A 24355-nucleotide genomic window follows, 5' to 3' on the forward strand; every position below is an offset into this window, starting at 1 on the left:
TGGGAGAGATGGCCGACGGCGGCCTTCGGCGTTGCCGCTTCAGGAAAAAAACAGGGACTGCAGATCCACCCGGCCTGCAGGCTCCGGTTCTTCGAGCGCGAGCGTCGCCTCGATATGCTGCAAATGATGCCGCATCAATGCCGCCGCCTGGGCGCCGTCGCCCGCCTCGATCGCATCGATCATCGTTTCGTGTTCGTGATAAGGGCAAGCCGGCGTATTGGGCTTGTCATACAGGGTAATGACGAGACAGGTCTGCGCGCAAAGCTCGCGCAGCGTCCGCGTCAGGATCCGGTTGCCGGTCAACTCGGCCATCAGCATGTGGAAAGCGCCCGATAACCGGATGATGGCGGCGCGGTCGCCCGCCGCCCGCGCCGCGGCTTCCTGACGCACGTGCGCCCGCAAGCGCGCGATATGCGACGCCTTGGGCCCCCGGGCGAGAAGATCCGCCATCGAGGGTTCGATCAGCTGGCGCATGGCGAATACCTCGCGCGCCTCCTCCACTGTCGGCTTGGCGATGAAGGCGCCGCGATTGGGTATCAGCGTGACCAGGTTCTCGTGCGCCAGCCGGGCCAATACCTGGCGTATGCGTCCACGCGTGCTGCCCGTGACTTCGGCAAGATGGTCCTCGACCAGGCGCGTTCCAGGCAGCAAACGATGTTCGAACACGGCCTGCTGCAGGCGGCGGTAGATATCCTCGTTCGCCAGTATGGGCGCCGGGGCGGCCGGCTTGGCGCTGGCGGCGCCTCGCGCGCCCTTTTCGTTCGGAATGGCCATAGGGAAGTGGTGTCAGGCGGAGGGCGGTGAAACGGCGCAGAACGAGGGGCGTTCATTGACGGCCCGTTCCGCAGCGACATTCTAGATTGCGCACAATATCGATGGGAAGAGGCGACGATCTGTTCACGCGCCGGAGCCATCGCCGCACGTGCGCCTGCCGCATCGCTTGCGCCCCCGCACCGCCTTTTGCACCCGCCGGGTGCATCCCGGCCCACCTTGGCGCAACCCACCTCGCCCTCGCGGATGGCGATCGATCGGAAAAACGCCGGCTCCCACTGCCGCAACAAAGCAGGAACAGATTGCGCACAATCCACCAGAAAATTGGCACAGCTATTGCTTTGACACAAGACATCGCAGCCGCATCGGCCAGCGACCGGACCGCCCCCCTTCATTACAGGAGCTTTCCCATGTCTTTCCTCAAAGCGGTGGCAGCCATCGCCATGGTGACCTTGGCCGGGTCCTACGGCCCCGCCCGCGCCGCCGACCCCGAGATCAAGCTGGGCTTCGCCAAATGCGCGCATTGCGTTCCGATGGGACTGACGCCGCAACTGGCCAAGGGCGTCGCCATCGACGCCACGGCCTTCACTTCCGGGAACGACGTGTTGACTGCCCTCGTTTCCAAAAGCGTGGACATCGCCCAGGTCACGTACCTGCACTTCGTGACCGCGCTGGACAAAGGCTTTGATATCGTCGCCATCTCCGGGGAGGTCAATGGCGGTTCGGAGCTGTTGAGCGCGCCGGCCCTCGGCCTGAAGGCGGACGACTGGGACGGGCTGAAGAAGCTGGTCGCGGCGCGCAAGCAGGCGGGTACGCCCCTGCGCGTGGCCGCCTCGCGCGGCAACGCACAGGACCTGCACATGCGCGGTGTATTGGCGACGCACGGCATCAACCCGGACAAGGACGTGCAGTTCATCAACATCCCGAACCCCGCGGACCATGCCGCGGCCCTGCAGCGCAACGAAGTGGATCTCGTGTCCACGGTGGAACCCTTTGCTTCACAGATCCGCATGAACGGCGCCGGCAAGCACTTCGACTTCCCCTACGACCAGGCGGCCGGCAAGCTGACCAACCTGATCGTCACACGGTCGGATGTGATCAGGGCCAAGCCGCAGGCGGTGCAGTCCACCGTCGATGCCGTGGTGGCGCTGGTCGGCAAACTGAAAACCGACCAGGGAATGTGGGTCGGCGCGATAGCCAAATACACCGCCCTCGATCCCAGGATTGCCGCCGCCGCGCTGGACAACGCGTATCCGGACTACGCCATGTACCAGAAGCAGACGCTCGCGATCGCCAGGATGATGAAGGACCTGCACTACGTGTCCACGGACGTCAGCGCGCAAATCCCGTCGCACATGGATTACAGCTTCCTGGCCAGGTCCACGGGCAAGACCCCGGCCGATCTGGGTCAGTAAGGCGGCGGAGCGACACATCATGCACCTGTTGCGTCATAAGGAGCGGCTCGCGGTACCGCTCATCGTCCTGCTCGCCTGGGAGGCATTTTCCCGATCCGGCTGGATTCCGCCGGCATTGCTGCCCGCACCTTCCCGGGTCATCCTGACCTGGGCCGACTGGATTTTCGGCACCGACGGCAGCACGCAGTCCTACAGCGGCGAATGGCTCAATGCGGCCGTCGCCAGTCTGCTGCGCGTCCTGGCGGGATATGCCATCGCGGCCGCCAGCGGCATCCTGCTGGGAATCGCCATCGGCTGGTGGCGCTGGGTAGAGAAGACGGTCGAGCCCACCATCCAGGTACTGCGGCCGATACCGCCGGTGTCATGGATTCCGCTGGCCATCATATGGTTTGGCATCGCCAACAAGCCCGCGATTTTCCTGGTGTTTCTCGGCGCGTTCTTCCCCATTTTGATGAACACCATCCATGGCGTGAAAAACGTGGACCGCAACCTTATCCGGGCCGCGGCAATGATGGATGCCACGCAATGGCAACTGCTGCGCCACGTAGTGATGCCGGCGGCGCTGCCGAGCATTTTCTCGGGGCTGCGCATCGCCATCGGTTCGGCATGGATGCTCACCGTCACCGCGGAGATGGTTGCCGTCAAGAGCGGCCTGGGCTACTCCTTGTGGGACTCGTATTACTTCCTGCGCTATGACCTCGTCATTGCGGCCATGGTCAGCATCGGTCTGCTGGGCTTCCTTTCCGACCTTCTGTTGAAACACATCATGAATGGCGCTTTGCATTGGCAGCGCGCCTCCACGCTGCAAGGCAATCAACACGCCGCCAGGAGTCCGCGATGAGCCATGTCGTTTTCGAAGGTATCGGCAAAACCTTTTACGACGCCCGCCGCAACACGGAACTGCTCACCCTGCAGGACGTGTCGCTCAGCGTGGGCGAACACGAGCTGCTTTGCCTGCTGGGACCATCGGGGTGCGGCAAGTCCACGCTGTTGAACATGCTTGCCGGTTTCGAGCAGCCGACCACCGGCCGGGTGACGGTGCAAGGCAAGCCGGTGACGCGGCCCGGTGCGGACCGCGGCATGGTGTTCCAGCAGGCGACCCTGATGCCCTGGCTGCCCGTCTGGGACAACGTGGCCTTTCCTTACCGGCTGCGCGGCATGCCCAAGGCGCAGCGGCGACGGCTTGCGCAACCCTACATCGATCTGGTGGGACTGACCGGCTTCGAGGACCACTACCCTTCCGAACTGTCGGGCGGCATGAGCCAGCGGGTCGGCATCGCTCGCGCGCTCCTGCTGAACCCGGGCGTGATTCTGATGGACGAGCCCTTTGCTGCGTTGGACGCGCAGACCAAGGCCGATATCCAGGAAGAGCTGGTCGCAATCTGGCAGAAGTCCCGATCGACCATCGTGTTCGTCACCCATAGCGTGGAAGAGGCCCTGATCCTCGGCACGCAGGTCGCCGTCATGACGCATCGCCCCGGCCGGATCCGCGAGCTTATTCCCATCGACCTGCCGCGGCCTCGCGACACCACCTCCGCCCTGTTCAACGAGATCAAGCGCCACGTGCTGTCCCTGATCCGCGAAGAGGCCGCGTTGGCGCGCGCCGCCTGACCCGCCCTGTCTCCTTCCCGGGCATGCCGGCGCGGCGCCGGCATGCCGTCCTATCTTGCTGGAATGCATCCATGACCGTGAACCGCCTGTTGTTGGGCATGCTGACCCCGTCATCGAATACCGCACTGGAACCCGTCACCAGCGCCATGCTTTCCGGGCTGCCCGAGGCCACCGCGCATTTCGGCCGTTTCCCCGTCACCGAGATCGCGCTGTCGGAACGGGCGCTGGCGCAGTTCGACGACGCCCCCATCCTGCAGGCCGCGACGCTTCTGGCGCACGCCAGGATGTCCGTGATCTGTTGGAACGGTACCTCTTCCGGCTGGCTGGGCTTCGACGCCGACCGCGAGCTTTGCCGCCGCATCGAGTCGGCCACCGGCATTGCAGCCTGCACGTCTGTCCTGGCCCTGAATGAAATCTTCGAACGTCGAAGCGTACGAAACTTTGCGCTCGTCACGCCCTACACCGACGACGTCCAGGCGCGAATCCTCAACAACTATCTCGATGCCGGGTACACGTGCGTGGCCGAACGGCATTTGGGCAGGCGCGACAACTTTTCGTTCTCCGAGGTCGATGCCGACACGTTGCGCGGCATGGTGCGCGAGGTGGCGAAATCCGGACCGGACGCGATTTCCATCTTCTGCACGAATCTGCACGGCGCACCCCTGGTGGAAGAATTGGAGCGCGAGGTCGGCATTCCCATCTACGACACCATTGCCACCGCCGTGTGGAAGTCGCTGCGCCTGGCCGGCGCAGACACGCGCCGCGTTCAGGGCTGGGGGTCGCTGTTCCGGGAGGTCCTATGAGCGACGCGCCCGCATCCGGCAACAAGCCATACGACCTCGTGGTGCGCCATGCTCGGGTGGCGACTGCCAGCGACGTGTTCGAGACGGACATCGGGATACGCGACGGACGTATCGCCGCGCTTGCGCGGGACCTGCCGCCGGGCGCCGAGGAAATCGACGCGGCCGGCCGCTGGGTATTGCCCGGCGGCGTGGATGCGCACTGCCATCTCGCGCAGAAAACCGGCGACAACTCCGTGATGGCAGATGACTTCCTGTCCGGGACCCGCTCGGCGGCCTGCGGCGGCACCACGACGGTGATCCCCTTCGCGGCGCAACTGAAGGGCGAGTCGCTTGCGCAGGCCGTGCGCGACTATCACGCCGTCGCCGACGGCAAGGCCTGCATCGATTACGCCTTCCACATGATCGTGTCCGATGCGACAGCGCAGGTCACGCAGGAAGAACTGCCGGCACTGATCGGCCAGGGCTACACGTCTTTCAAGATCTACATGACCTATGACGATCTCAAGCTGAACGACCGGCAAATCCTCGATGTCCTCGATACCGCGCGCCGGCACGGCGCCATGACGATGGTTCACGCCGAAAGCAGCGACTGCATCGCCTGGCTGGCCGATCGCATGCTGGCCGAAGGCTTGCAGGCGCCGCCCTACCATGCGTTATCGCGCCCTCCGGTCGTGGAGCGTGAAGCGACGCATCGCGCGATTTCGCTGGCGGAGCTGCTGGATACGCCCATCCTGATCGTGCATGTATCGGGGCCGGAGGCCATCGAACAGATACGCTGGGCGCAGACGCGCGGCCTGAAAATCTATGCCGAAACCTGCCCCCAGTACCTGTTCCTGACCGCAGCCGACCTGGGCGGCGACGCCTTGCACGGCGCCAAGTGCATCTGCAGCCCGCCGCCGCGCGACGCCGCTGCGCACGAGGCCGTCTGGAATGCGCTGGCCAACGGCACTTTCCAGGTGTTTTCTTCGGACCATGCCCCCTTCCGCTTCGACGGCGAAGGCGGCAAGAAGCCGCAAGGCGACGATACGCCCTTCAACCATGTTCCGAACGGCATCCCCGGACTGGAAACGCGGCTAGCGCTGCTGTTTTCCGAAGGCGTGCTGGAAGGCCGTCTGGATATCAACACCTTCGTCGCCCTGACGGCGACACAGCCCGCGAAGCTTTACGGCCTTGCGCCACGCAAGGGCACCATCGCCATTGGCGCGGACGCCGATATCGTCGTCTGGGACACCGGCCTGCCTCGCGTGGTGCGCAATGCGGACCTGCATCACAACGTGGATTACACCCCGTACGAGGGACGAACCGTCCGCGCGTGGCCCGGCATCACGCTCAGCCGGGGCCGCGTGGTCTATCGTGACGGAGAGTTCGTCGGGGAAGCCGGCCATGGGCGGTTCCTGCCCTGCGAGCGGCCGTTGGCGGCACGCCCCCGGCCCGCCAGGCACCGGCGCGCGCCATGGCTGGACGTCCTTTCAAGGGTCGCGCCGGACACGGCGAACGACGGGGCCACGCCATGACGACGCCCTTTCCCGCTTTCGACCTGATGATCGTCGGCGCGACCGCTTTGACGGCGGATCCGGCCCGCCCGTGCATCGAGAACGCGTGCATCGGGGTGCGCGATGGCGCGATCGCCTGGATCGATGCGTCGCCGCCTGCCGGGGCAACGGCAAGACGGCTGCTGGACGCCACCGGGCGCGTCGTGACCCCGGGTTTCGTCAATGTCCACACGCATTCCGTACTGACCCTGGTGCGCGGCGTCGCCGCGGATCTCGGCTTTGCGCCTTCCTATACTCCGGGCATCCCCAAGGCGTCGGATCTGGACGATTCGCAGGCCTGCGCCCTGGCCCGGCTCGGCGCCGTGGAAGCACTGCTCGCGGGCTCCACGACGATCGGCGACCACTTCACCCATGCCGACAGCACGACGGCGGCAATCGCCGAACTCGGCGTTCGGGTCGCAGCTAGCTGGCGCATCCTGGACGTGGATTTCGACCGCGTCGCCCGCAACCGGGAATGGGTGCACGAGCCGGCGATCGGTCAGGCGCTGCTCGACCGCGGACTGGCCCTGGCGCAGCGCTGGGCCGGCCATCCCCGGGTCACCGTCCAACTGGCGGCGCACGCCGCGGACACTTGCTCGGATGCGCTGCTCGCCGAGGTCGCCAGCCACAGCGAACGGCTCGGGCTGCGGGTGAATACCCATCTCGGCCAGAGCGCGGCCGAAGTGGAACGGGTGCGCGGGCGCACCGGCAAAACATCGACGCAGGTCCTGGACGAAGCGGGCTTGCTCAACGACAGGCTGATCGCAGGCCACTGCATCTACGTCACCGCCGACGATGCGGCGCGCCTTGCCGCCGCGGGCGTTCACGTCGCGCATATCCCGAAATGCAACGCCGCCTCCGGCCGCCTGGCGCCTACGCCGATGCTGCGCCGCGCCGGTCTGAACATCGCGCTGGCGACCGACACGCAGCACGGTGACATGATCGAATTGATGCGCTGGGCGCTGGCGACCGCCCGCATACAGGAGGGAAAGGTCGATGCCTCGTGGCAACCGGCCGATGTCTTTCACATGGCGACCCAGGGCGGCGCCGATGCGCTGGGCGTGGGACACCGCCTGGGCAGCCTGACCGTGGGCAAGGAAGCGGACATGGTGATACTGGACGCGCGGCGCCCGCATTGGGTTCCCCGGACCAATCCCGTGGGCACCCTGGTGCACACGGGACAGGGCCGCGATGTGGAAACGGTAATCGTCGCAGGCGATATCGTCGTCGAGCAAGGGCGGCCCATTCGGGCCGATCTGGACCGTATCTGCCAGGATGCCGAACGCGCGGCCAGAACCGTATGGCAGGCGGCGAGATAGACGCGGTCCCACGCTTTGGATCGGACCCGGTCCATGGAATGGGTTCGATTTGCGCGCGATGGAGGCTGAGCGAGCGGTGGGAAGAATCGGAACCGGAGTGGGATTATTCCGACAGACCGATCCCCTACAAACTCGAGTGACAGCAATGGCATCAGTCTTTTCGGCAAACGCGTTCCGCACGCTCTCGTATCCGCAGGAAGATCTTTCGCACGGCGGCGAGGCCGCCCGGCAATTGCCGGGGCGGCACGCAAGATCCGCCGAATCCATCGGAACGCCGGACGAAGAAGACCCGGCATGGCCGGGCCACACTTTGCACCAGAACGCCGAGCGCCATATGCGGACCTTCGGTCAACATAACGAACCGTGCCGGGATGCCGCTTCGGACGCGGAAAGGTCGGATTGCAGCCGCGTGACGTTCTTCAAACGGTGGAACGCGGAAGCCGAACAGATCGTAGGCAAGGACAGTCTGGGCGCAAAGGCGCCCAACCCCCTAAGGGTGCGTAGCTGGTTTTTCGCCATCGGCGAGTTCCTTGGCAAAGTCGACACCGTGCTGCGGGAAACCGAGGCCATCCGTTGCGCCGGCAAAGAACGCATCGAGGAAATACTCGGCATTTTCCGCAGGCACGGAATATTCGACTGGATCTCGCGCGCGATCGAGACCAAGCAAGCGTGCCGTCCCGATCAGGCCAAAGAGCGGGCAGAGGCGCTGATCCGGTACGCCTTTGCCAACACCATCTGACACCAGGCGGACGGCAGCTTTTCCTGCGCCGCCGCCCGCCTCCCCTCCTGCCCCTTCGCCTCCTGCCCCTTCGCCTCCTGCCCGCCCCGCCTCCTGCCCCTTTCGTCTTCTGCCCCTTTCGCCTTCTGCCCCTTTCGCCTCGCGTGTCGCCCCGTGCACCGCCGCACCGGCACACCGGCAGCCGCTGTTTGCTCTACAATCTCGGCCTAATTAGTAGTAAGCTAACTATATGTCAGCCCTCAAACGCCAGTTTGCCGTGACCAGCGGCATGCACACCAGCGCCCGCAATTGGCAGCGCGTGGTCCAGACCCGCCTGGGCCACCATGGCGTTTCCCCCGGCTGCATCAATCCGCTGCTGCTGATCGGCCGTTCCGGCGGCGGCTTGCGTCAGGTCGAGCTGGCCCAGCAATTGGGCATGGAAGGACCGTCCCTGGTGCGTCTGCTGGACAAACTGGCCGGCCTGGGGCTGGTCCGCCGTCAATGCGATGCCAACGATCGCCGCGCGAACCAACTTTGGCTGACCGACGCCGGCCAGGCCCTGTACGGCCAGATCGAGGAAGGACTGATCGCGCTGCGCCGGGAAGTCCTGGCCGAAATGTCGAACGCAGAACTGGACGCAGTGTTGAAGTTCTATCGCCTGATGGAAGAGGCTGCCTCGAATACTCCCTGACGCGGCCCGTGAGCGGCCGCGCAGCGCCACCCTATCCCCTATCGCAACAACCCCTTAGCAACGACACCCCATCATGGTTGGAGAATTCAGCCTTTACGGCGTCTTTATCCCGACGCTGCTGGGCCTCATGCTGCTCGCCTACCTGGCGCATAGCGTGCTGCGCCTGGTGCTGCTTCGCATGGGCGCCTATCGCCATGTCTGGCATCCGCCCCTGTTCAATGTGGGCTTGTACATCCTTGTGCTGGGCGGGCTGTTCGCGCTGGCGCGGAGTTCGCAGCTATGAGCCGCATCGCGCGCCGCACCGTATCCGTGGCCATCACCCTGGCCGTCGTCGCCGCTGCCATCGTGGTGGTCCGGCATCTCTGGCAGTACTACATGTACGAGCCTTGGACCCGGGACGCCCACGTCAACGCCGACGTGATCCAGGTCGCACCGGACGTGTCCGGCCTGGTATCCGAGGTCCGCGTCCAGGACAATGCCGAGGTTCATCGCGACGATGTTCTGTTCGTCGTGGATCAGGCGCGCTACCGCATCGCGCTGGAGCGGGCGCAAGCGGCCTTGGCGCAGAGCCGGGCCAATCTGGCGCAGCTGCAGCGCGAAGCCCGGCGCGACCGCGAGCTGAAGGACTTGGTGGCCACCGAAACCGTCGAGGAACGGCGTGCGCGCCTGGAACAGGCTGAAGCCGCCGTCGCCACGGCGCAGTCGGCCGTCGATCTGGCGCAGCTGAACCTCGAACGCTCGGTGGTGCGCAGCCCCGCCGACGGCCGCCTGAACGACCGTACAGTGCGCGTGGGCGACTATGTAACTGCCGGCAAGCCGGTGCTGGCGGTGCTGGACACGCATTCCTTCCGTGTCGACGGCTATTTCGAGGAAACGCGTCTGCACGGCATCAAAGTCGGAGACCGCGCAGACATCCGCATCATGGGCGAAGAAGGCGTGTTGCACGGTCATGTGCAAAGCATCGCGGCCGGCATCGAAGACCGCTATCGCAGCAACGGCGCCAACCTGCTGCCCAACGTCGCGCCCGCCTTCGACTGGGTGCGCCTGGCGCAACGCATACCGGTGCGCATCGCCATTGACGATGCACCGCCGGACATGCCGCTTATCGCTGGCCGCACAGCCACCGTCAGTATCCACGTTGCCGGCGCAACGCCGCGCGAAACCACCGCGACAGTCCCCGCACAAGCTCCGAAATCATGAACATGCGTTGGGTGCGCCATCTGGGCGCCGGGATTGCCGCGGTTTCCCTGGCGGCATGCCAGGCCGTCGGCCCCGATTATCGGCTTCCCGAAGATTCGGCATTCTCCAGGGTTCAGCAACGCCCGCTCCGGCTGGACGCCCGCGGATCGCAAGCCGTCGATCCGGCGCAAGCCGCCGTGGAGGGCCGCTGGTGGAAGCTGTACTCGGACCCGGCGCTCGACGCGCTGGTCGAACAGGCGCTGAAGGCCAACACCGAGCTGCGCATCGCGGCGGCACGGTTGAAGCGGTCGCAAGCGCTGTACGCCCGCGCGCGGGCGGCCGGGGGCTTCGGCGCAGAGCTGGAGGCCTCCGGCGGCCGGGGCCGCATTTCCGCCGAATCGCTGCTGCAGCCGGAACAGTTGCCGCCGTTCAACCTGGCCGACGCCAGCCTGGCCGTGTCCTACCAGCTCGATCTGTTCGGCCGGATCCGTCGCGGCGAAGAGGCGGCGCAGGCCAATACGGAGGCCGCCCAGGCGGCGAGCGAACTGGCCCGGATCAGCGTGGTGGCGTCCGTGGTCGGCGCCTACAGCGAAATCTGCCACAGCAACCATGAGTTGGAAGTCGCCCGGCATTCGCTGGCGGTGCAGCAGCGCAGCCGCGACGTCGTGGCCCGGCTGGCCGCGGCTGGCCGCGACACGCCTGTCGAAGTCGCGCGCGCCGATTCCCAGGTCGCGGCGCTTCGGGCTGCCATTCCGCCAATGGAGGCGCGCCGGCAGGCGGCGGGATACGAACTGGCAGCCTTGCTTGGCGACACGCCCGATAAGCTGCCGGCCGCCGCCATGCAATGCCAGGAAGCGCCCGAGCTGAGGCAACCGATTCCCCTGGGCAACGGCGCCGCCCTCTTGCGCCGCCGGCCCGACGTTCGACATGCCGAGCGGGAGCTGGCCGCGGCAACCGCCGAAATCGGCGTAGCGACCGCCGAGCTATACCCGGACATCCGCCTGGGCGCCTCCGTCGGCGCCAGCGGGCTGCTGGAAGACTTCGGCAAACCGGCGACGCAGGAATGGATGATCGGCCCGCTGATCTCGTGGACATTGCCGGATCGCGGCGCGCGGGCGAGGGTTGCCGCGACCCAGGCCGGCGCGGAGGAAGCCCTGGCCAGGTTCGACCAGGTCGTTCTGGACGCGCTGCGTGAAACTCAGACCATCCTCAGCCAATACGCCGAGGATCTGCGGCGTGTCGCAGCGTTGCGCGACGCGCGGGACAAGGCCCGTGCGGCGGCGCAGGCCGAACGCCGTTTGTACAGCGCCGGCCGCCAGCCCTACCTGTCCAGCCTGGATGCCGAGCGCTCGCTTGCGGCCACGGAAGCCACCCTGGCGGACGCGGAGGCACGCGTATCCCGTGACCAGATCAAGCTGTTCCTGGCGCTGGGCGGCGGATGGCAGGATGATGCCTCCCGCACGGCCGCTAGCGGGGAATAGCGGCCATGCTGATCCTGGATCGACAGGCGTGGATACATTCCGCCAAATCGTTTCTGGCCGCAAATATCGCGCTGTACATTGCCCTGGCCACCAACCTGCCCCGTCCGTATTGGGCCATGACCACCGCGTACATCGTGATGCAGCCCGTGCTCGGCGGCACCAATTCGCGCGGCATCTATCGCGTGGCCGGCACGCTGATCGCAGCGGTCGCGGTGATCGTCATCGTCCCGAACCTGCTGCAAACGCCCGTGATGCTCAGTCTGGCGTTATCGCTTTGGCTGTCGGCGTGCCTGTTCGTCTCGCTGCTGCACCGCGGTCCTTCCTCATACGTCTTCATGCTGGCCGGCTACACCGCGGCCTTCATCGGCTTTCCGGCGGTGCTGGCGCCCGACGCCATCTTCTCCACCGCCCTGGCCCGCAGCGAGGAAATTTTCCTTGGCAGCCTGTGCGCGGTCCTGGTGGGCGCGCTCGTCTTTCCGAGCTCGATCAAAACGATGGTGCGCCAGCGCATCGACGATCTGATGGGCGACGCGAAACAGTGGTGCGCGCAGGTGCTGGACCGCCGGGACAGTCCGGACGCGCTGCGGCGCCGGATGGCGGGCAACCTTTCACAGCTGGACCTCATCGTTCCCTTCGCCAAGCGCGACGATCCCCGCATGGGCAAGGTGGACGAATGGATGCTCGAGTTGCGCGCGCGCATGCTGGGCATGCTGCCCGTGCTGGCCGCCATCGAAGACCGCTTCAAGAATCTTGCGTCGGCCTCCGGCGAAGACGCGGAACTTGGTCAATTGGCTGCCGAGATGCGCGCCTGGGTCGAAAGCAACGAAATTCCCGGCCTGGACGCCCTGGCGGCGATCCGGCGCCGCATCGCCGCGCAGCATGCGGGCCTGGACGGCTCCCACGCCAGCCTGCTGCGCGCGACACTGAGATTGCGCCTGAACGAACTGGCGGAGCTGTGGTACGACAGCCGCCAGCTTCAACACGCCATCGCCACAGGCGAAACACCGCCGAAGCCGGCATTCGGGCTGGACCTGCGCCGGCTCGTCCGCCTGGGCAACCGTCACATCGATTGGGGAATGCTGACGTTTTCCGCGCTGGCGCCCGGGGCCACGCTGTTCGTCTATTGCATGCTGTGGATTGCCGTGGGCTGGCGCGACGGCGCCTCCGGCGCCATGATGAGCGCGGTGGCGGCTTCGTTCTTCGCCGCGCAGGACGACCCGGCGCCCAACATCCTGGCCTTTCTGTTGTGGGCGGTCGTGGCGATGGTGATCACGGGCGTGTATCTGTTCGGCATCCTGCCGGCCATCCAGGACTTCGTTCCACTCATCATGGTGATTGCCCCGACCTTCTTGCTGGTCGGCTTGATGGCATCCCGGCCGAAGCTGTTCCTGCCCGGCATGATCCTGATCACCAACATCGCCACCCTGCTGTCCATCCAGAACGGCGGCTACGTCGCGGATTTCCAGAGCTACGTCAACTCCTCAATTTCCACGATCATCGGCCTGGCTTTCGCCGCCGTGATGACCCGGCTATTCCGTTCCGTCGGGGCTGAATGGACGGCGCGGCGCCTGATCCGGCAAGGGTGGGGTGTGCTTGCCGACGCCGCGGAGGGGCGCGGGCGGCAGGACCGTGACCGCTTCCTGGTTCGCATGCTGGACCTGCTGGGGTTGCTGGCGACCCGGCTGGCGTCGCTGCCCGACGGCAGCGACGTCGCCGCCGTCGACATGCTGGACGACGTCCGTATCGGGCTGAACATTTTGAATCTGCGGCGCGCGCGCAACCAGCTGCCCGCCGTCAACGTAGTCAACCTGAACCGCCTTCTGTCCATGGTGGCGGCCCATTACCGTTCGCAACAACGCGCTGGCCGTGGGCTGCCGCCCCCCGCGGCGCTCCGGACGGAACTGGACGCATCCCTATCCCGGCTCGGCACGCTGGTGCCGAGCCAGGCCCGCGACGAATGCCTGCTCGGTCTGGTGGGGTTGCGGTACGGGCTATTTCCCGGCGCCGGGCCGGATTGATCGGGGCGCCGCGGCGCTCGATGCTGCCGCTGCATGCGCCGCGGCGCCCTCGCCGATTCCAGCACCCGGGAAGTCCGTACAATTGCCATCCTTCCCGCAGATCTGCCATGTCCACGCCGCGCGCCTCCTCGCTCCTGCCCCTCCTGTCCGTCTTCGGCTCCGTCACCTTCCTGGGCCTTGGCACATCGTGGGCCAAGCACACCCTTTTCCCGCTCGTCGGCGCGCAAGGGACCACGGCCGTCCGGGTGGGGTTCTCGGCGCTGCTGCTGCTTCTGCTGTGGCGTCCCTGGCGCTGGCGCCTTGCCGACAGGGATGCCCGGATGGTGGCCTGCTACGGCGCCGCGCTGGGCGCGATGAATCTGTGCTTTTACATGGCCCTGCGCACGATCCCGTTCGGCATCGCCGTGGCGATCGAGTTTTCAGGCCCGTTGATGGTCGCCCTGCTTTCTTCCCGGCGCGCCTTGGACTTCATCTGGATCCTGCTGGCGATTGCCGGACTCGGGCTGCTGCTACCCATGGTCAACAACGTGAGCACCCTGGACCCCGCCGGGGTGATGTTCGCGCTTGCCGCGGCGCTGCTTTGGGCAGCCTATATCGTGACCGGCAAGCGTGTCGGGCATCTGCATGCGGGCCATTCGGTATCGCTGGGGCTCACTGTCGCTGCCTTCGTCGCCGTGCCGGCCGGCATCGCCCATGCCGGCGCGGCCCTGCTTTCTCCGACGGTCCTGCTGGTGGGCCTGGGCGTCGCCGCTCTGTCCAGCGCCATCCCCATCTCGCTGGAAATGGTTGCCCTCAAACGCCTGCCGAAACAGGCCTTCGGCATCATGCTCAGCATGGAACCGGCCGTCGCGGCGCTGTTGGCGTTGGTGTTGCTGAACGAGCATCTGACCGGCACCCAGTGGCTGGCCATCGCGCTGGTGATGGCCGCATCCATGGGCACGGCCTTGACGGCGCAACGGCCCACGGTCACGCCCGCGGTTTCCTTGCAGGGCTAGTAGAAAGGCGCCCCAACGCGGGTCATTCAGGCAACACTGCGCCCCCGAGGCGATGGTTCTTTCAATATTTGCAATGGGTATTTTCTTTCTCGGCTGGGCCGCCCAGTACGAGCGCCACTTCATCAAGTATTTGTCCGGCCGCTACGGCGTCGAGCATCTTGCCCCGCCCAAGGGGTTGACGCGGCTTCAGCAGATTGCGGCGCCGATTCTCGGCCGCTCGCGGAGCGCCAACTTGCTCGGCCGAATCTACTGCGGAACGAGAAAGTTCGGCAAAACCGATTTGCTGATCTGCAACGAAGCCAGGATCGATTCGAAAACCAATCCCGCAATCATCAGGGCATTCCCGGGAAAAAAGGTACTTCTGGTCCGGGACCTGGTGGATACCGCGTTTCTCGATGAATGGCGCGCAGACTTCGATGCCATCTACAGCTTCGACTACGAGCAATGCATCGAGCTTGGCATGACCTATATGAATCAGTTCATGCCTGTGGGCTACCAAGAACTGCCTGCTCCCGCCCCCCTGAAAAAAGAGAACAGCAAGCCCACGGCATTGTTCATAGGACGGGAAAAGGGCCGCGGCGCGATGCTGATCGGCTTGGCTGACGCGCTGCAAAACTGCGGCTGCAATGTTGACTTCCGCATTCTTGCCGATGAAAGCACGTCAACCACCACCCCTTATCACATTACTTCGAAGATCGATTATCTCGAACTGCTGGAAGAGACGTTGAAGGCGGATGTGCTCGTTGAAATCAACCAGCCCGGCCAGTCGGGCTTCACACTGCGCACGCTTGAAGCCGCCTACTATGGCAAAAAGTTGATCACCGACAACCAGGCGATAAAGGAATCGCCTTTGTATCACCCTCACAACGTACTGATAGTCGGCGACAGGGAACAGTGGACCGCTGACCTGTTTCGCGATTTCCTTGATTTGCCGCTCCGGCGTGTCGGTCGAGAAACGCTATATGAATACTCGCCGGACTTCATGCTCGAGTCGCTGATCAAGAATCATGGCAAGGCGCACCAGTTCTGCCGGCCCGATGACCGGGACCGATTGAAGGCCGGCCGCATGCGGCGGCGCGGCCCTGCCGACGTTAGGGTGCTTAGCCGATAACCCGGACCTTTACGCCGACGACCGGGTCGGAACCGCCCCCGCCCGAGACGTGGATCACACCCGGATCGACCCCGAGCTTGGCCGCCATGGCCTTCTTCGCTTCCTCTGCGACCAGGACTCCCAATTCCTTCACCCCCGCCGCGTAGCCCTTGATCTCCACGCGTTTGACATTGGTGAAGTTCACCGTGATCGCCAGCGCGACGATCTTTGCCTCCAGGTTCGACCTATCCTGCTCAAGCCGTTCCTTCAGCTTCCGCTTGCTTTTCATCAATCGGTTCAGCGGAAAGATCGACTTCTTGATGCCCTTCACCAAATCCGAGCTCAGTCCCAGGGTCACGAACCCATCGTCGGCAGAACGGCGCGCACGGGTCGGCGCAACGGGATCGGCGGCCTCAGGCCCAGTGGCGGCTTCAGGCCCAGCGGTGGCCGGCGCCGCTGGCGCAGCGGGTGCGGTTCCAGCTTCCAGCGAAGAGGCTTGTGACGCGCGGATCCGCTGCATCAACAGCGCGTCCGTCGCGAAGGACATGGCGGGGCGAGCTGCCATCTGCGTCTGAGCGGTCTCCGAATGTTGGTTCGCGGTCGCCCCGTATTCGGCGAATGCCCGCGTGGCGGGGTCCCGGTAAACGACAGCGGAGACCTGTACCCCTTCCCCGGAGTGGACTGGCGTGTTGGTGGAGTTAAGGGCGGCAATGGCCATGTACGACTTCCTTATTGCGCATCAAGACGAAAGCGCAATAAGTGCATCCAGGCGGCGTACCGTTCGACGGGACTCTGTCCGCTTTTTTTGGCGTGCATCGTTAACGGCATCCGCGTCGCCGGCTATGACAACGAACCTGCAAACCCGATCGCTGCCAGCTGGACGGCAACGCGCATCCCTACACGTTCGTCAGCGTCAAGCAGTTGATCGAAGACTTCATCGCTGAAGTAAGCCGGAGGAAATGACTATGGAACGCAAACTGACTATCACCACCCGCCGCGATTGGGCTACCGCGCTGCGCGAAGCCGGCGCGGCAGCCGCCAACGGTGTGGAGCGTGGTACGTACCAGGGTGAAACGCTGAACTTCGAAACGCCCAGCGCCTTCTTCTCCCGCCTCACATCGAACCGTTGGGCAATGCTCGCTGAACTGCAAGGCGCCGGGAACGTGGGCGTGCGCGAACTCGCTCGCCGTCTAGGCCGTGACGTTAAACGCGTGCACGATGACGCAACTGCACTGGTAGAACTCGGCCTGATCGAGCGTTCGGAAACCGGCGCGCTTTCGTGCCCGTATGTGGATATCCACGTCGATATGCCATGTCCCGGCTCGCAGCATAGAGAGAAGCCACGAAAGCGGGAAATTCGCCAAGTTTTTAGAATATGAATTTTTTGGCGGACAGAGGGGGATTCGAACCCCCGATACGCTTTTGACGTATACACGCTTTCCAGGCGTGCGCCTTCAACCACTCGGCCACCTGTCCTGATCCGGGATCGCGGCTTCGGCTGGGCGAAGAACCGCAAAACGGCAATCCGCGATTCTAGCAGACTTTCCGGCCCGTTGTCCTGCGGCCGGCTTTCGGTCCCGCCGTCACAGCCGCAGATACCCCTCCACCGCCGCCAGCACCGTCTCCGTCTGCACGGTATGGGCAAAACGGAACGCATCCCCATAGACGGTCTCGTCGGGGAACTCCGAAATCAGCATCAAGGGGACTTCCTCGGCGACGCCTTCCGTGATCTGCACCGGGATCCCGTTCATCACTTCGAAGCCGCGCTGCTGCGCGTGGATCTCGAACATGCGCATCTGCCGGGCGTTGAATGCGACCAGCCCTTCCACCTTTTCGGCAAGGCGGCCGGTGGTGTGCTGCAGCAGCGCTTTCGCCTTATCCGCCCAACCGGGATGATGGCGCATCACCAGGAAAAAACCTTTGGGCACCGTCCAAAGCTCGAACCCGCGCGGCAGATACCCCGAAAGCGGGCGAGTCCATTCATGCGCGGGATACCCGTGCAGGTTCACATGCAGTTCCGCATTGCTCATGGCCCAGGCTTTGCGCCGGGCATCCGCTTCGTACCAAGGCGCGTGCTCGCGGTAGCCCAGGTCGTCGCCCAAGGCCGTATAGCGCGCAGCGTGGCTCATATGACGGGGGTTGTGCGCGCATAGCTCCCGGTGCAGCGCATAGCCATCCGGGTTTTCGGACGCGATCAGCACGAAATGGGCGCCCGGCCGGCCTTTCAGCTGCCCGGCTGCCCGCAGGGCGCCGACCACGCCCGACGTTTCGTTGGCATGTTGCCCTCCGGAAATCACTACCGGCTTGGCGCTGCCCTTCACATAGGTGCCCAGCACGGCTCTGCCCTGCCGGGTCTCAACCGTGAAAGGCTCCCCGCCGATTTGCGCCATTTCATGGGCGATGCGGCCGAAGGATAGCGGGCCATCCACTTCAGGCAAAGGCAGCCCGCTGGCATCCGGCGCCGTGGGCGCGACGGCGGCGAAAGGCTTCAACGCCACCACCGCCTTCGCGGGACCGGCCGCCCCGCGCACGTCGGGCACGATCTGCCCCGGCTGCAGACCGCGGTTGCCCAAGGGCCGCCCGGAATGGCGCTGGAAGATCTCCAGCAGGCCGAAATACAGGTCTTCATGCAGGGCCTCCACCGTACTGATGACCTCGTCCTCATAGCCGGAATCGCGCTCGATCGCGGGGATATCGACGCGCATGTCCAGGCGCTCGAAATACGGCTCGGCTGCGGGCCACGGATAGTTGCGCACGGCGTCAACGATTTCCTCGAACACGCGCGAGTACTCCGTCGGCCGCGCCTCGTCGATCTCCACGCCGTCGGCCCGGCCCTGGACCCGCACCCATCCGGTCGGCGACAGGCTCACCACGCCCGCATGATCCGCGGCCACGCGGTTGGGCGCGAAGACGCGCGCCGTTTCGGTTCGCCCATCGGCATACTGCAGTTCCACGACGTAGTGCAGGTCCGCGTCGCCTGCCACGAAATCCAGCCCCACGTCGCCCAGCATGCCGGCAAGGGGATAGGCTTCGAGCGTGAAGCGCCGCGCCGCCGCCTCTTCCCGCACGGGATAGCGCACCACGACGGCTTCCAGGCCTTCGCGGTCCACTTCTTCAAGGAAAAAGTGCACCAGCGGCTTGTAGGCGCTGCGGAACACCGCCGTCACGCCGGCGGCGGCCAGGCGTCGCTCGGCGGCGCGCCGCGCCGCTTCATCTTCGAACAGCCACGCCTGCACGCGGGACCCGCGATACTCGTCCTGCCCGAACTCTCGCACCCATTCGTCCAGCGTTCGTTCGATAACCCTGTCCAGCAATACGGTCATGGCTTATACCTTTCCAGTGGGGTCGAGACGGTCGCGCAGCCAGTCGCCCAGCAGGTTCAGTCCCAATACGGTCAGCATGATGGCAAGCCCGGGGAAGACGCTGACCCACCACGCGGTTTGCAGATAGGTCCTGCCGTCGGCCAGCATGCCGCCCCAGCTCGGGATGGTGGGATCCACACCCAGGCCCAGGAAGGTCAGGCTGCTTTCCAGCAGGATGTTGTTGGCCACATTCAGCGCCATCAGGATGATCAGCGGCCCCAGCAGATTCGGCACGATGTGATGACGGATCATCGCCAGGTCGCGCACCCCGAACGCGCGCGCGGCCTGGACGAACTCGCGCTCGCGCAGCGCCAGGACCTGGCCCCGCACCAGCCGGGCGTACTGGACCCACTGGGAGATGACCATGAAGAAGATCACGTTGAACAGCCCGCCGCCCAGAATGGAGATGAACGTGATGGCGACCAGGATGAAGGGCAGCGCCAGCTGCACGTCGGCGAAGCGCATCACGATCACGTCCCAGATGCCGCGGTAGTAGCCGGCGATCAAGCCCATGACGGTGCCCAGCAGCGCACCGAAGAACACCGACACGAAGCCTGCGGTCAGCGATATCTGGCCGCCGACGATCACCCGCGCGAGCACGTCGCGGCCCAGCGGGTCGGTGCCCAGGACGTGCGCCAGCGACTGAAAGGGCGGTGTCAGCCGCGCCGCCAGGTCCATGCCCTCTCCGCCGTCCGGAAACAGCCAGCCGGACAACAGCACGGCCAGGACCATCGCGGCCGTCAGCACCACTCCCATGATGAATTCCAGGGATCGGAAGCGGTTGCGCGAGCGGCGCTTGGCCGCCGGAGTGCTCAGCGTCGTGGACATGGGCTCACCGGATGCGGATGCGCGGATCGACGATGCCGTAGGCGATATCGACCAGCAGGTTGACGATAATGATGACGAGCGCCAGCACCGTGACGCTGCCCTGCAGCACCGGGTAGTCGCGCGCGGCGATGGCATCGAAGGCGAGCGTGCCCATGCCGGGCCAGTTGAAGACTTTTTCGATGACGACAATGCCGCCGATCAGACCGCCGAACTGCAGCCCGATATAGGTGATGAGCGGAATCGCGCAATTGCGCAGGGCATGCTTGTACAGCACCACGCGCTCGCGCAGGCCCTTGCTGCGCGCCACCATCACGTACTGCGCCGATAAAGTTTCCAGCATGGTCGTTCGCACCAGCCGCACATTCGTGGCGCTGAGGATGATCGCCATGGTCAGCGCCGGCATGACAAGGCTGATGGGACCATCCCACCCTGATGGCGGCAGCAGCGGAAACGTAATGGACAGCAGCAGCACCAGCATCAGCGCCAGCCAGAAGTTGGGAAACGACAGGCCGACCAGGGACAGAATGCGGATGAACTGGTCGGCGGCCTTGCCCTTGTGCACGGCGGCATGCACGCCCAGCGGAATCGAGACGATCAGCGATAGCGCCAGCGACACGAAAGCCAGCAACAGGGTCGCGGGCAGCGCATCGCCAATCAACTGCGACACCGCGGTCCCGCCCATGAAACTGCGCCCGAAATCGCCGGATAGTATCCCGTGCATATACGACAGGTATTGCACGGAGAACGGACGGTTCAGCCCCAGAGCCTGGCGGATGTTCTGCAGATCCTGCTCCGTGACGCTGCCCGCGCCCTGAGTGAGCATGATGGCGGGATCGCCGGTCATGCGCACGGCATAGGACACGAGCAAGGTCACGGCGACGATCACGAAGACCGCCTGCAGGACGCGTTTGACAAGAAAACCGATCATGGGAAAACCGCCCCGGATCGGCCGGGGCGCGAGTCAGGTTGGGCTACTCGACGGCGGCGTCGACGAAGCGGAAGCGGATGTCGCCGGGCACGCTCAGATTCTTTACGCGCTTGTTCACGCCCACCACCGTGTCCAGCGCGTACAGCGGCATTTCCAGCGCGTTGTCCGCGACATAGGCGGCGATTTCACGCAGCATCTTCTGGCGCTCTTCCACGTTGTAGGTGTTGCGCTGCGCCTCGAGCATGGCATCCAGCTTCGGATCCTTGTCGTAGGGATTCCATTTCTGGCCGGTGTGGTACATCAGATAAGCGGTGTTGTCATAGTCGTACGTCCATCCGCCCCAGTACATCTGCCACATTTCGCCCGTCTTGCCCTGCGGAATGATGTCGTTGATCAGGACTGGCGTTTCGTACGGTTTGATGGTCGTCTTGATGCCGACGCCTTGCAGATATCCCGCGATAGCCTGCGCCACCTCCCGGAACTGCGAGTCGCTGCCGCGGATGTCCAACTGAATGGAAGCCCCCGGCTTGACGCCAGCCTTGGCGAGCAATTTCTTCGCTTCGGCCGGATTGAAGGGCAGCGGTTTCAGCTCGGGGTCGTAGCCGAACGACAGATCGCCCTGGAAGCTGGCGATCGGCTTGGCATAGCCCAGCAGCAGCTGCTTGATGATGGCGTCGCGGTCCACCGCCATGATCAGGGCGCGGCGCACGTCGCGGTCCTTTGTGATGCCGCGCGACGTGTCGTAGCGCGCCACCACGGTGCCCGGGCCGCTGGTGCTCACGATGACCGCATTGCTCGACTTCTTGATCGTATCGACCAAACCCAGCGGGATGGCCGTCGCGACGTCGACGCGGCCAGCCTGCAGCTCCGCGACCTGGGTGGCGGGCTCGGCGATGAAGCGGTACACCACTTGGTCCACCTTCGGCTTGCCGTCCCAGTAGTCGTCGTTGCGCGCCAGCGTCAGGCTGATCTTCGGCTTGTAATCGACGAACTTGAAGGGTCCCGTACCGACCGGGTGTTCATTGAAGTACGCGTCGCCCTTTTCCTGGATGTACTTGGGCGGCACGATCATCCCGCCATAACCGGCCAGCTTGGTCAGGATCACCGGATCGGACCGCTTCATCACGAAATCGACCGTGTACGGATCCACCACCACGACCTTGTCGATCGAGTTGTAGTTCGACTGCTGCGGCCCCTTGGCCCCTTCCGGGCCGAGCAGCCGGTCGAAGGTGAACTTGACCGCATCGGCATTGAACGGCTCGCCGTTGTGGAAGCGCACGTTCTGGCGAAGCTTGAAGCGGATCCGGGTGTCGTTGTCCAGGAACTCCCAGCCGGTTGCCAGGGCCGGACGCAGCTTCATGTCGGCGCCGCGCATGGTCAGGCCATCGAACAGGTTGCTGCCCACCGAGCCCCACCACGTCACGAAGGTGTCGATGGGGTCCCAGCTGCCGGCGTCCTGCGTGATCGCCACAGTGAGCGTGCCGGCGGCCTGGGCCGGCGCACCGGCGGCGAGCGCGCCGCCGACGGCAAACGCCGCGGCCAGCCCGCGTGCGGTCTTGGTGAAGGTAAACATGAGCGCCTCCAGGAACGATTGCGTCGTCGCCGACGAAGTAGAAAACAGTCCGCGGCCCATCGCGGTTCAGGCGGCCTGGGCCACCAGGTGGCCCGGCGCAATTTCGACCAGCGGCACCACGCGCGGGGCATCGCCGACGCGCCGCACAGGGCTGGGGATCTCGCCGGAAATCAGCCGGGTGTCGATGTGCCTGCCCGGCTCGGCCACCGGCACGGCGGCCAGCAGTTTGCGCGTGTACGGATGCCGGGGCGATTCGAAGATATTGCGCCGGCTGCCCATTTCCACGATCTGCCCCAGATACATCACCGCCACCCGGTGGCTGACCTTCTCCACCACCGCCATATCGTGCGTGATGAACAGATAGGACAGCCGGCGATGCTTCTGCAAGTCCATCAGAAGATTCAGGATCTGCGCCTGGATGGAGACGTCCAGCGCCGAGACCGACTCGTCGGCGATGATCAGGCTCGGATTGCTGGCAAGCGCCCGGGCGATGCAGACGCGCTGACGCTGGCCGCCGGAAAACTCATGCGGATAGCGGCGGGCATGTTCGGGACCCAGGCCCACCTGCTCCAGCAGCTCGGCGATACGCGCCCGTATCGCCCGCTCGCCCTGCAGCAGCCCATGCGTGACGATGGGCTCCGCGATACTGAATCCCACCGTCTTACGGGGGTCCAGCGAAGCGTAGGGGTCCTGGAAGATGTATTGGATCTGCTGCCGCAGCCGCCGTCGGCCGGCCGCGTCCATGCCGAAAATGTCCTCGCCCCGGTACAGGACCCGGCCGGACGTCGGCTCGATCAGCTGCTGCAAAGTCTTGCCGATGGTCGACTTGCCGCTGCCCGACTCGCCGACCAGGGCCAGCGTTTCGCCGGGATAAATGTCCAGGTTCACGCTTTCCACGGCATGGACGCGATGCGTCACACGCCCCAGAAAGCCGCGGCCGACATCGAAGCGCGTCGTCAGATCGCGCACACTGAGCAAGGGCTCGCGGTAATCGGCCGTGTCCTGCTCATGGGTTTGTCCCACCTCGCGCAACGCGTCCCCCTCCAGCACGACCTGAGGCGTGCGCAACGGGAGATCGCGGCCGGTCATGCTGCCCAGGCGGGGAACCGCCGCCAGCAGCGCGCGCGTATACGGATGCTGCGGCGCCTCGAAGATTTGCGCTACCGGCCCCTGCTCCACTTTGCGGCCGCGCAGCATCACCACCACGTCGTCGGCCATTTCGGCCACCACGCCCATATCGTGGGTGATGAAGATCACCGCCGTGCCCAGATCCCGCTGCAATTCGCGGATGGTGTTCAGGATCTGAGCCTGGATCGTCACGTCGAGGGCCGTCGTAGGCTCGTCCGCGATCAACACCCGGGGTTTGCAGGACAACGCCATCGCGATCATCACGCGCTGGCGCATGCCGCCGGAAAGCTGATGCGGGTAGCGGTCCAGCATGGCTTGCGCATCGGGCAGACGGACTTTCTCCAGGAGGGCGCGGGCCGCTTCACGGGCCGCGGCGCGGGACAGCCGCTGATGCAGGATGAGCGCTTCCGTGATCTGATCGCCCACCGTGAACACCGGGTTCAGGGAGGTCATCGGCTCCTGGAAGATCATCGCCACGTCGTTGCCACGGATCGCGCGCATCGCGTCGTCGGAGGCGCGCGTCAGGTCGATCTCGCGGCCGGTCTTGTCGCGCAACACGATGGCCCCGCTGGCGATCTGGCCGCCGGTATAGTCCGTCAGCCGCATGATGGCCATGGACGTCACGGATTTGCCCGAGCCGGACTCCCCCACGATGGCCAGCGTACGGCCGGGGTAAACATCGAAATCGAGCTGATCGACGGCGCGGAAAACGCCCTCTTCGGTGGGAAAGTCGACCGACACCCCGCGCAGCGAGAGGATCGGTGCAACCGATTCGGCAGGCGTAGACAAGGAAAACCGTGAAACGTGTAAAAACGGAATCTTAACGATTTATCCGCGCTTCTTGGACCGCCGGAGCCATGCCGCAGCCCCGGGGTATCCCTGCTTGCGCGCAGCACAAAAATGGTTCAGCAGC

General features: G+C 65.1%; 22 protein-coding genes and 1 tRNA gene. 15 read left to right on the forward strand and 8 right to left on the reverse strand.

All coding sequences use genetic code 11. The features are described from left to right. Positions 1 to 39 precede the first annotated feature (39 nt). Positions 40 to 774 (reverse strand): GntR family transcriptional regulator, encoded by a 735-nt coding sequence (locus CAL13_RS18045; RefSeq protein WP_086073144.1) that lies wholly within the window; start codon positions 772 to 774, stop codon positions 40 to 42. 407 nt (positions 775 to 1181) lie between these two features. Here CAL13_RS18045 and CAL13_RS18050 point away from each other — a divergent pair, with 407 nt between their 5' ends. The 14 genes from CAL13_RS18050 (at position 1182) to CAL13_RS18115 (ending at position 15644) form a co-directional block, all read left to right on the forward strand. Further along, a complete protein-coding gene (locus tag CAL13_RS18050) occupies positions 1182 to 2186 on the forward strand; it encodes an ABC transporter substrate-binding protein (RefSeq protein ID WP_198297863.1) in 1005 nt (334 codons plus the stop codon). Positions 2187 to 2205: 19 nt separating this feature from the next. Then, positions 2206 to 3027, forward strand: coding sequence for an ABC transporter permease (locus tag CAL13_RS18055; protein WP_086073145.1), 822 nt, complete (start codon positions 2206 to 2208; stop codon positions 3025 to 3027). Next, positions 3024 to 3797, forward strand: a complete 774-nt coding sequence (locus tag CAL13_RS18060; protein WP_086073146.1) for an ABC transporter ATP-binding protein — start codon at positions 3024 to 3026, stop codon at positions 3795 to 3797. The genes CAL13_RS18055 and CAL13_RS18060 overlap by 4 nt, the downstream gene beginning before the upstream one ends. 71 nt (positions 3798 to 3868) lie before the next feature. After that, positions 3869 to 4600, forward strand: a complete 732-nt coding sequence (locus CAL13_RS18065) for a maleate cis-trans isomerase family protein (protein ID WP_086073147.1) — start codon at positions 3869 to 3871, stop codon at positions 4598 to 4600. After that, entirely contained in the window at positions 4597 to 6114 is a 1518-nt protein-coding gene (gene hydA / locus CAL13_RS18070; protein ID WP_086073148.1) for a dihydropyrimidinase, read from the forward strand. Before CAL13_RS18065 ends, hydA begins: the two co-directional genes overlap by 4 nt. Then, positions 6111 to 7451 carry an amidohydrolase family protein gene (locus CAL13_RS18075; RefSeq protein ID WP_232467695.1) on the forward strand — a complete coding sequence of 447 codons (1341 nt, stop codon included), beginning with the start codon at positions 6111 to 6113 and terminating at the stop codon, positions 7449 to 7451. Before hydA ends, CAL13_RS18075 begins: the two co-directional genes overlap by 4 nt. A gap of 49 nt (positions 7452 to 7500) precedes the next feature. Continuing rightward, positions 7501 to 8190 carry a hypothetical protein gene (locus CAL13_RS18080; RefSeq protein WP_157664897.1) on the forward strand — a complete coding sequence of 230 codons (690 nt, stop codon included), beginning with the start codon at positions 7501 to 7503 and terminating at the stop codon, positions 8188 to 8190. A gap of 229 nt (positions 8191 to 8419) precedes the next feature. Then, positions 8420 to 8860: a MarR family winged helix-turn-helix transcriptional regulator gene (locus tag CAL13_RS18085; protein WP_086058609.1), complete on the forward strand. Its 441-nt coding sequence runs from the start codon at positions 8420 to 8422 to the stop codon at positions 8858 to 8860. Positions 8861 to 8933: 73 nt separating this feature from the next. Then, positions 8934 to 9143 carry a DUF1656 domain-containing protein gene (locus CAL13_RS18090; RefSeq protein WP_086058610.1) on the forward strand — a complete coding sequence of 70 codons (210 nt, stop codon included), beginning with the start codon at positions 8934 to 8936 and terminating at the stop codon, positions 9141 to 9143. Next, entirely contained in the window at positions 9140 to 10060 is a 921-nt protein-coding gene (locus CAL13_RS18095) for an efflux RND transporter periplasmic adaptor subunit (protein WP_086058611.1), read from the forward strand. Before CAL13_RS18090 ends, CAL13_RS18095 begins: the two co-directional genes overlap by 4 nt. Beyond that, on the forward strand, positions 10057 to 11520 hold the full coding sequence (locus CAL13_RS18100) for an efflux transporter outer membrane subunit (protein WP_086058612.1): 1464 nt from the start codon (positions 10057 to 10059) through the stop codon (positions 11518 to 11520). Before CAL13_RS18095 ends, CAL13_RS18100 begins: the two co-directional genes overlap by 4 nt. A gap of 5 nt (positions 11521 to 11525) precedes the next feature. Then, positions 11526 to 13538 carry an FUSC family protein gene (locus CAL13_RS18105; RefSeq protein ID WP_086073150.1) on the forward strand — a complete coding sequence of 671 codons (2013 nt, stop codon included), beginning with the start codon at positions 11526 to 11528 and terminating at the stop codon, positions 13536 to 13538. A 107-nt stretch (positions 13539 to 13645) separates the two neighbouring features. Next, on the forward strand, positions 13646 to 14533 hold the full coding sequence (locus CAL13_RS18110; RefSeq protein WP_086073151.1) for an EamA family transporter: 888 nt from the start codon (positions 13646 to 13648) through the stop codon (positions 14531 to 14533). A gap of 73 nt (positions 14534 to 14606) precedes the next feature. After that, complete coding sequence (locus CAL13_RS18115) at positions 14607 to 15644, forward strand: hypothetical protein (protein WP_086073152.1); 1038 nt, start codon at positions 14607 to 14609, stop codon at positions 15642 to 15644. On the opposite strand, the gene CAL13_RS18120 is transcribed toward CAL13_RS18115, so the two are convergent. Next, positions 15634 to 16341, reverse strand: coding sequence for a hypothetical protein (locus CAL13_RS18120; protein ID WP_086073153.1), 708 nt, complete (start codon positions 16339 to 16341; stop codon positions 15634 to 15636). The genes CAL13_RS18115 and CAL13_RS18120 overlap by 11 nt on opposite strands. A 247-nt stretch (positions 16342 to 16588) precedes the next feature. On the opposite strand from CAL13_RS18120, the gene CAL13_RS18125 reads away from it, so the two are divergent. Next, a complete protein-coding gene (locus CAL13_RS18125; protein WP_198297864.1) occupies positions 16589 to 17002 on the forward strand; it encodes an HVO_A0114 family putative DNA-binding protein in 414 nt (137 codons plus the stop codon). A 6-nt stretch (positions 17003 to 17008) separates the two neighbouring features. On the opposite strand, the gene CAL13_RS18130 is transcribed toward CAL13_RS18125, so the two are convergent. The 6 genes from CAL13_RS18130 to CAL13_RS18155 form a co-directional block, all read right to left on the reverse strand. Next, positions 17009 to 17099, reverse strand: a tRNA-Ser gene (locus tag CAL13_RS18130). 107 nt (positions 17100 to 17206) lie between these two features. Continuing rightward, the gene (locus CAL13_RS18135; protein WP_086073154.1) at positions 17207 to 18946 is read right to left on the reverse strand and encodes a peptidase M14; all 1740 of its coding nucleotides are present in this window, start codon (positions 18944 to 18946) and stop codon (positions 17207 to 17209) included. Positions 18947 to 18949: 3 nt separating this feature from the next. After that, a complete protein-coding gene (locus CAL13_RS18140) occupies positions 18950 to 19813 on the reverse strand; it encodes an ABC transporter permease (RefSeq protein ID WP_086058620.1) in 864 nt (287 codons plus the stop codon). A 4-nt stretch (positions 19814 to 19817) separates the two neighbouring features. Then, positions 19818 to 20741: an ABC transporter permease gene (locus CAL13_RS18145; protein ID WP_086073155.1), complete on the reverse strand. Its 924-nt coding sequence runs from the start codon at positions 20739 to 20741 to the stop codon at positions 19818 to 19820. 43 nt (positions 20742 to 20784) lie between these two features. Then, the gene (locus CAL13_RS18150) at positions 20785 to 22314 is read right to left on the reverse strand and encodes an ABC transporter substrate-binding protein (protein ID WP_086073722.1); all 1530 of its coding nucleotides are present in this window, start codon (positions 22312 to 22314) and stop codon (positions 20785 to 20787) included. Positions 22315 to 22380: 66 nt separating this feature from the next. Continuing rightward, the gene (locus CAL13_RS18155) at positions 22381 to 24231 is read right to left on the reverse strand and encodes an ABC transporter ATP-binding protein (RefSeq protein ID WP_332459890.1); all 1851 of its coding nucleotides are present in this window, start codon (positions 24229 to 24231) and stop codon (positions 22381 to 22383) included. Between the last annotated feature and the right edge of the window lie 124 nt (positions 24232 to 24355).

The organism is Bordetella genomosp. 9 (assembly GCF_002119725.1).
GTDB lineage: Bacteria > Pseudomonadota > Gammaproteobacteria > Burkholderiales > Burkholderiaceae_B > Bordetella_C.